We start from the raw sequence: 7,903 nt of genomic DNA, 5'->3' as shown, positions 1-7,903 counted from the left end.
AGCCGCCGGCGGTGCAGATCGACGACGCCGGCGTAGCCCAGGCCCGCCGCGACGCGGCCAAGGCGTTCGAGAGCGGGCGGCTGTACGAGGACGCCACCGCGGCGCTGCCGATCTGGTTGGCGCTGCTGGAGCGCGACCCGAAGGACCGCCAGGCGCAGGCCGGCATCAAACGGGCCAAGGAGCAACTGCTGGACGAGATTGCCGCGCTGCTGGTGCGTCCGTTGCGGCAGCGCGAGGCGGTGGCCAAGGCCGGCGAGATGGGGCTGGTGCTGCTCACCCTGGACCCGGAAGACCCGCGCGTGCGCGCGCTGCAGTCGCGGGTGGAACTGGCGCAGCGGGTGATTGCCTACAACCGTGCCGGTGAAGAGGACCTGCGCAACGACCGGATCGGCGAGGACGGCGACGGGGCGCTGCCGAACTTCCGAGAAGCGCTGACGCTGGCCCCGGACAACGAACGCGCCCGCCAGGGGCTGGCAGCGTCGGAAAGCGCGCTGATCCGCCGCGCCGAAAACGCCGCACGGGGCGCCGACTTCACCGGGGCCGGCGTGTGGCTGGCCGAAGCGGCGAAAGTGCGCGACTCGGCCCCGACCATCAATGACGCCTTCGAACGGGTCGAGCAGATCCGCGCGGACACCCTGGTACGCCTGCGTGATGAAGGCCTGCGCGACCTGACCAGCGCGCAGGGGCTCAAACCCGCACGACAGAAGCTGGAAGACGCACTGCGCATCGCCATGCCCGGCGACCCGGTGGTGGCCCAGCTGCGCGAGCGCATCGAGCTGGTCACCCATTACGGCAGCTTCCGCCCGGGCCAGGTGTTCAGCGATGCCTTGCGGGATGGTGGCCGTGGCCCGCAGATGATCGTGGTGCCCCACGGCGGCTTCCAGATGGGGGCCGCCGAAGGCGAGATCGGGGCCAGCGACGCGGAGAAACCCGCGCACTACGTCCGCTTCGACCGTGGCTTCGCGATGGCCATGACCGAGGTCACTGTCGCTGACTTCCGCCGCTACGTGCAGGCCAGCAAGGCGCGCCCGCGTGCCACCCGCCGTGGGCATTCCACCGTGTACGACGAGCGCAGCGGCAACTTCATGCTGCGCAGCGGGGTGGACTGGCAGTCCGGCTACGATGGCAGCCTGGCCATGGCCAATGCGCCGGTCATGCACGTCAGCGTGCGCGACGCCGAGCACTACGCCATGTGGCTGTCCGAGCAGACCGGCCGCTACTATCGGCTGCCCAGCGAAGCCGAATTCGAATATGCCCTGCGCGCCGGTACCAGCGGGCGCTACCCCTGGGGCGATGAAGGCACGCCGCCCAAGGGCTCGGGCAACTTCACCGGTGGCGACGATGTCTCGCCGTCCGGGCGACGCTGGTTCAATGCCTTCGTCGGCTATGGCGATGGCTGGTGGGGCCCCGCGCCGGTGGGCACGTTCGAGCCCAACGCGTTCGGCCTGCACGACATGGCCGGCAACCTCAGCGAATGGGTGGCCGACTGCTGGCACGCCAGCTACCGGCGTGCCCCGGCCGATGGCGCAGCTTGGTTCAACCCCGGCTGCCGGCAGCGGGTCATCCGTGGCGGCAACTGGGCCAACGCGCCCGAACAGACCCGTGCGGCGTGGCGGCAGTCGCAGGATTCGGATACCACCAACGCGCGGATCGGCTTCCGCCTGGTGCGTGGTATCTGACTTCACACGGCACAGGGGTAGGATGGCCCCAGCGCCGGCCAGGGTGAGCCGGCTTCTTCAGGAACCACGACCATGCGCAGCGATCCGTTTGGGGGGCAGTCGCAGCAACGCGGCCGGCGACCGGGCCTGTTCGGCAACATCCGCTGGTGGGTGCTGCTGGCGTTTGCCGGCTACGCCGCGTACTACTGGTTTTCCAACCGCAGCGTCGACCCGTACACCGGCGAAAGCGTGCTGATCGACAGCTCGCTCGATGCCAGCCAGGAAAAGGCGCTGGGCCTGCAGGCCTACCAGGAGATCCTGGCGCAGGAGCGCCCGCTCGACCCCAACGCGCAGATATCGCAGGACGTGCGCGCGATTGCCGAGCAGCTGATCCGCAAGGTGGATGTGGTGGAAACCGCACTCGCCGAGGAGCACGGGCTGAAACCGGCGCATTTCTCGCGCGATTTCGAGTGGGAAGTGAACGTCATCCAGTCCGACCAGGCCAATGCGTTCTGCCTGCCCGGCGGCAAGATGGCGGTATACACCGGGCTGGTGCCGGTAGCGCGCACGCGCGATGCGATGGCGGTGGTGATGGGGCATGAGATTGCCCACGCCTTGTTGCGGCATGGTGCGCAGCGCATGGCGCAGCAGAAGATGACCCAGATAGGGCAGATGGCCGGCGCGGCCAGCGGCATGGATGCGTCACAGCAGCAGATGGTGATGTCCGCGCTGGGCTATGGGTATCTGTTGCCGTATGCGCGCAGCCATGAAACGCAGGCGGACGAGGTGGGGCTGATGCTGGCGGCGGCGGCCTGTTTTGATCCGCGCGAGGCGGTGCCGTTGTGGGAGCGCATGGGTCAGGCCAGTGGCGGGCAGGCCCCGCCGGAGTTTTCGTCCACGCATCCCAATCCCGGCACGCGGATCCAGAATCTGCAGGCGTTGATGCCGAAGGCGATGGAGTATCGGGCGCGGTTCTGTGAGACCGCAGGCGGAGGGTAAGCCGGCGGTGAAACGTTCCGTTGGACACGCATGGCGTGTCCCTACGCCCGTCATCGCCCGCCCCCATCATCGCCCGACCAACCCCGTCATCGATCGACCAACCCCGTCATCGATCGACCAACCCCGTCATCGATCGACCAACGCAGCGTAGTGACACGCCATGCGTGTCAACGCCATGCCGAACGCAGTCGCGATCACGCCATGCGTGTCAACGCCATGCCGAACGCAGTCGCGATCACGCCATGCGTGTCATTCGCGATCCTTGACCACCACTGAAATCACGCCGTCCTTCACCCGCGCCGTCAACGCATCCCCCGGCGCAACATCCAACGGCGACCGCACCAGCCTTCCATCGTCTTCACGCGTCAGAATCGAATACCCACGGCTCACCGTCGCCAGCGGACTCACCGCTTCCATCGACCGCGCCAACCCACGCAACCGCAGCTGATCACGCTGCAACTGCCGCGCCATCGCCGCCTCCACCCGCGGCTGCAACCGCGCCAGCCGCTCACGCAGCGCTTCCAGTCGCCGCTGCGGTGCATTGTTGCGCAGCACGATGTCGGCATGCCGCAGCCGCGCACGTCGACGTTCCAGCTGCTGCTGCCACACTGCGGCCAGCCGTCGCGCCAGATCCTGCTGCCGGCGCTGCAACAACTGCAGCCGGTTCTGCGGGCTCTGTGCGTTCAAGCGCAGCAACGCACGGTCAGCGCGCTGCGTGGCCTGGCTCATTGCATGGCGCTGCAGCTGCACCATCCGCGCCGCATCCCGGCGCAGCCGCAGCAGCAGGTCGCGCTGGTCCGGCACCAGCAGCTCGGCCGCCACCGAAGGCGTGGGCGCACGCAGGTCGGCCGCAAAGTCGGACAGACTGAAGTCGGTCTCATGCCCGACCGCCGACACTACCGGCGTCTGGCTGGCCGCAATCGCGCGCGCCAGCTGTTCGTCATTGAAAGCCCACAGGTCTTCCAGCGAACCGCCGCCACGGGTGACCAGAATCACGTCATAGCGCGCGCTGGCGTCGGCCGCGCGCAGCAGTGCGGTGATCTGCGCCGCCGCACTGTCGCCCTGCACCAGGCTGGGCAGCAGGTCCACTTCCAGCAGCGGGAAACGGCGGGCCAGCACGCTCAGCACGTCGCGTACCGCCGCGCCGGTGGGTGAGGTGATCACCGCCAGCCGCTGCACGTGGGCGGGCAGGGGGCGCTTGCGCTCCGGCGCGAACAGGCCTTCTGCTTCCAGCCTCGCCTTGAGCTGCTCATACGCGCGGCGCAAGGCACCTTCGCCGGCTTCCTCCATGTGGTCGAGCACCATCTGGTACTCGCCGCGTGCGTCGTACAGGGTCAGCCGGCCACGCGCCAGCACGCGCATGCCTTCGCGCGGCACGAACTTCAGCCACTGGCTCTTGGGCTTGAACAGCGCCGCGCGGATCTGCGCGCGTGCGTCTTTCAGGGTGAAGTACATGTGCCCGGAGGCCGGGCGGGTCACGTTGCCCAGTTCGGCTTCCACCCACACCGAGGGAAAGCTGCCTTCCAGCAGGTCACGGGCAAGCGCGTTGAGCTGGCTGGGGGTGAGAATCTGTGCAGTGCGTTCCATGCCGGTCATGTTCGCACGTTGTGCCGGTGCAGTGCCCATTGCACGTGCTCGCGCACTACGTCGGACGGGTGATCCACGCGTGACTGCAATGCCGCCAGCGTGTCGGCGGTGCCCGGCGCATTGCCCAGCGCTACCGCGATGTTGCGCAGCCAGCGCTCGTGGCCGCTGCGACGGATCGGGCTGCCTTCGGTACGGCGCAGGAACTCGTCTTCTTCCCAGGCGAACAGCTGCGCCAGCGACGCGGTGTCGAGCTGGTTGCGCGCGCGGAAGTCAGCTTCGTCGGTGCGCTTGGCAAACTTGTTCCAGGGGCAGATCAGCTGGCAGTCATCGCAGCCGTAGATGCGGTTGCCGATCAGCGGACGCAGGTCTTCAGGAATGGAGCCATCGTGTTCAATGGTCAGGTAGGAAATGCAGCGCCGCGCATCCAGCCGCTGCGGCGCAATGATCGCCTGGGTCGGGCAGATGTCGATGCAGCGCGTGCAGCTGCCGCAGTGCGCGCTGGCCGGCGCATCCACCGGCAGCGGCAGGTCGATGTAGATCTCACCAATGAAGAACCAGGAACCGCCCTGCTTGTCGATCAGGCAGGTGTGCTTGCCGATCCAGCCCAGCCCGGCATTGCGCGCCAGTGCCCGTTCCAGCACCGGAGCCGAATCCACGAACACGCGGTAGCCGAACGCGCCGATCTCGGCGGCCAGCGCGTCGGCCAGCTTCTGCAGGCGATTGCGCATCAGCTTGTGGTAATCACGGCCCAGCGCATAACGCGCCACATAGGCACGCTCGCCGTCATTCAAGGCGGCCCAGGCGTTGGTGTCGTCCTTGTGGCTGTAGTCCATGCCTACCGAAATGACCCGCACCGTACCCGGCAGCAGCTCGGCCGGGCGCGCACGCAGGGTGCCGTGGCGCGCCATCCAGTCCATGGTGCCGTACAGGCCCTTGCCCAGCCAGTCGGCCAGGTGCGCCTCGTCCTCACCCAGCTCGATGCCGGCAATGCCGCAGCGCTGGAAGCCGTGCTCCCGCGCCAGCGCCCGCACGCGCTCGGTGGCACGGGCCAGGTGGACGGGGGCGGGCAGGGGCACGGCGGACATGGCGACAAGTATAGAATCCCGGCATGTCCGAGCTTGCTGAACTGTTCGATGTGGCCGCCGCGCGCCAGCTGGATGCCCAGGCCAGCGCGGCGCTGGGCGACGCCGGTGCGTCGCTGATGGAGCAGGCCGGCACCGCCGCCTGGCAGTGCCTGCTGCAGCGTTGGCCGCAGGCACAGCGCCTGTGCGTGGTGGTGGGCTCCGGCAACAACGGGGGCGACGGCCTGGTGCTGGCGCGGTTGGCGCTGCAGGCCGGGCGCAGCGTTCAGGTACTGCGCCTGGCCGACGAGGGTGCGCCAAGCGCATTGTCGCAGCGCATGCGTGCCCAGTACGCGGCCGTGGGTGGCACCGTCGCAGTGTTCGAAGATGCACTGCCGTCCGCCGATGTGATCGTGGACGCGCTGTTCGGCATCGGCCTGAACCGCGCGCCCGCAGGCGAGGCCGAACGGGTCATCACCGCGATGAATCACGCCACCGCACCGGTGCTGGCACTGGATGTACCCAGCGGCGTGGATGCGCAGACCGGCCAGGTGCCGGGTGTGGCGGTGCGTGCCACCTGCACGCTGCAGTTCATCGTGGCGCACCAGGGCCTGTACACCGGCACTGCGCTGGAACACACCGGTGAACGCCAGCTGGCGGAACTGACACTGCCCGCGGCAGAGGCCAGCGTCGCGCCCAGCGCCGAGCGCTGGCAGGCGAACCGGCTGCCGGCGCTGCTGCCGCCGCGGCGTGCCAACACTCATAAAGGCGAATCCGGCCACGTGCTGTGCGTGGGCGGCAATCTGGGCAGTGGCGGGGCGGTGATGCTGGCCGCCGAAGCCGCGCTGCGGGCTGGGGCCGGCCTGGTCAGCGTGGCGACCCAGCCACCACACGTAGGTCCGTTGCTGACGCGACTGCCGGAAGCCATGGCGCACGCCGTGCAGGACAGCGCCGAGCTGCAGCGCCTGCTGCCGCGCGCCAAGGTGATCGCGATCGGCCCGGGACTGGGCCAGGACGACTGGGCGCGCGAATGCTGGCGGCTGGCGCGCGTGAGTGGTCTGCCGCTGGTGGTCGATGCCGATGCGCTGAACCTGCTGGCAGCGGCTCCCCTGCCCATGCCGGATGCGGTGTTGACCCCGCATCCGGGCGAAGCCGCGCGCCTGCTGGGGGTGACCACCGCGCAGGTGCAGGCGGACCGTTTCATTGCTGCGCAACATCTGGCCGAGCGCTTTGATGCCGTGGTGGTGCTGAAAGGGGCGGGTACCGTGGTGGCCGCGCCACACGCCCGGCCGCGGGTGATCGCCGCCGGCAATCCCGGCATGGCGGTCGGTGGCATGGGCGACCTGCTCACCGGCATCATTGCCGCCCTGCGTGCGCAGGGACTGGGCGCGTTCGATGCGGCCAGTGCGGGTGCGCTGCTGCACGGGCTGGCCGGTGATGACGCCGCCGTCGATGGCCAGCGTGGCCTGCTTCCTACTGATCTGCTGGTGCCGCTGCGCCGCCGGCTCAACCCTGAACTGTGAGCGTGATGACTGACTTCTTCCTGGCCACGGCCGACGACACCGACCGCCTGGGCGCACAACTGGCAGCGACCCGGCCGCCGCAGGCGGTGATGCAACTGCGCGGCGACCTCGGCGCGGGCAAGTCAACCCTGGCCCGCGCGCTGCTGCGCGCGCTGGGCGTGCAGGGCGCGATCCGCAGCCCCACCTACACGCTGGTGGAGCGCTATCCGCTGGCCGACGGCAGCGAAGCCTGGCACCTGGATCTGTACCGGATCGGCCAGGCCGACGAACTGGAGTTCCTGGGCCTGGACGAGGGCAGTGCGTCGCTGTGGCTGGTGGAATGGCCCGAGCGCGGTGCCGGGGCACTGCCGCCGACCGACCTGATCGTGGCGCTGGAGATCGACGGCAACGGGCGCCGGGCCAGTCTCACCAGCGTGAGCGACGCCGGTGCTGAATGGGTTCAGCGGCTGCGTGAAGGAGGCGACTTGCGCCTCCTTTCTGCCGGCTGACAGGAGGAAATACCCCCAGGTTACGGATTATTAAGGAAAAAGGAGTTGCTTTTCATTCAGCGCGGTGATTGAATCCCCATCCATGCCAATGGGGAAATCGCTCACCGCCATCGTTGCAGCCGTCGGACTCTGTCTGGCGAGCGCGGCTGCGTGGGCCGGTGAAGTCCGCCAGGTGGCCCTGCAGACCGGTGCCACCGGCACCCGCGCCGAAATCGCGCTGGCCGGCAGTGGCGGTTACAAGACCCTTTCGTTGTCCGGCCCGAACCGTCTGGTCGTGGATTTCCCGGACTCCAGCGCCATCCGCAACCTCAAGCTGCCCACGCCCACCGGCGTGGTCACCGCCGTGCGCACCGGTCAGCCGGTGCCGGGCACGTTCCGGGTGGTGTTCGATCTGGCCGAATCGGTCGCACCGTTCAAGCCGCAGATGCTCAAGCAGGGCGACGAATCCCGCCTCGTGATCGAGTGGCCGGGCGATGCGCCGTCCAGCGTGGCAGCTGCACCGGCCGCCAAGCCGCCGGTCACCCCTGCCGCGCCTACGCCTGTTGCGGCCACGCCGGTTGCGACAGCACAGGCGGCGGGCCCGACGC

Annotated in this window: 7 protein-coding genes; 5 read left to right on the top strand and 2 right to left on the bottom strand. The window is 69.0% G+C overall.

All coding sequences use genetic code 11. The features are described from left to right. Both RT551_RS20745 and RT551_RS20740 read left to right on the top strand, forming a co-directional pair. On the top strand, positions 1-1,679 hold a 1,679-nt coding region (locus RT551_RS20745), incomplete at its 5' end, for a formylglycine-generating enzyme family protein (protein WP_313461994.1). A gap of 72 nt (positions 1,680-1,751) precedes the next feature. Then, positions 1,752-2,657, top strand: coding sequence for a M48 family metallopeptidase (locus tag RT551_RS20740; RefSeq protein ID WP_313461993.1), 906 nt, complete (start codon positions 1,752-1,754; stop codon positions 2,655-2,657). Positions 2,658-2,906: 249 nt separating this feature from the next. On the opposite strand, the gene xseA is transcribed toward RT551_RS20740, so the two are convergent. Together xseA and queG are read right to left on the bottom strand one after the other, a co-directional pair. Next, a complete protein-coding gene (gene xseA / locus RT551_RS20735) occupies positions 2,907-4,244 on the bottom strand; it encodes an exodeoxyribonuclease VII large subunit (RefSeq protein WP_313461992.1) in 1,338 nt (445 codons plus the stop codon). Between the two features lie 5 nt (positions 4,245-4,249). Next, complete coding sequence (queG, locus tag RT551_RS20730) at positions 4,250-5,329, bottom strand: tRNA epoxyqueuosine(34) reductase QueG (RefSeq protein ID WP_313461991.1); 1,080 nt, start codon at positions 5,327-5,329, stop codon at positions 4,250-4,252. A gap of 23 nt (positions 5,330-5,352) precedes the next feature. On the opposite strand from queG, the gene RT551_RS20725 reads away from it, so the two are divergent. The 3 genes from RT551_RS20725 to RT551_RS20715 form a co-directional block, all read left to right on the top strand. Next, the gene (locus RT551_RS20725; RefSeq protein WP_313461990.1) at positions 5,353-6,828 is read left to right on the top strand and encodes an NAD(P)H-hydrate dehydratase; all 1,476 of its coding nucleotides are present in this window, start codon (positions 5,353-5,355) and stop codon (positions 6,826-6,828) included. Between the two features lie 5 nt (positions 6,829-6,833). Then, positions 6,834-7,316 carry a tRNA (adenosine(37)-N6)-threonylcarbamoyltransferase complex ATPase subunit type 1 TsaE gene (tsaE, locus tag RT551_RS20720; protein ID WP_313461988.1) on the top strand — a complete coding sequence of 161 codons (483 nt, stop codon included), beginning with the start codon at positions 6,834-6,836 and terminating at the stop codon, positions 7,314-7,316. An 88-nt stretch (positions 7,317-7,404) separates the two neighbouring features. Further along, positions 7,405-7,903, top strand: a 499-nt coding sequence (locus tag RT551_RS20715) for an AMIN domain-containing protein (protein ID WP_313461995.1), incomplete at its 3' end; no start/stop codon positions are given.

Source organism: Stenotrophomonas sp. (assembly GCF_032103445.1).
In the GTDB taxonomy this organism is placed as follows: Bacteria; Pseudomonadota; Gammaproteobacteria; order Xanthomonadales; family Xanthomonadaceae; genus Stenotrophomonas.
Note: the sequence above shows the minus strand (reverse complement) of the source record. Positions and strands in the feature narration are given on the sequence as shown.

Bases quoted from the DNA above. Each gene is read 5' to 3' on its own strand.
- RT551_RS20740 (WP_313461993.1), top strand. From the start codon at position 1,752: ATGCGCAGCGATCCGTTTGGGGGGCAGTCGCAGCAACGCGGCCGGCGA.
- RT551_RS20725 (WP_313461990.1), top strand. From the start codon at position 5,353: ATGTCCGAGCTTGCTGAACTGTTCGATGTGGCCGCCGCGCGCCAGCTG.
- queG (WP_313461991.1), bottom strand. From the start codon at position 5,329: ATGTCCGCCGTGCCCCTGCCCGCCCCCGTCCACCTGGCCCGTGCCACC.
- tsaE (WP_313461988.1), top strand. From the start codon at position 6,834: ATGACTGACTTCTTCCTGGCCACGGCCGACGACACCGACCGCCTGGGC.
- xseA (WP_313461992.1), bottom strand. From the start codon at position 4,244: ATGGAACGCACTGCACAGATTCTCACCCCCAGCCAGCTCAACGCGCTT.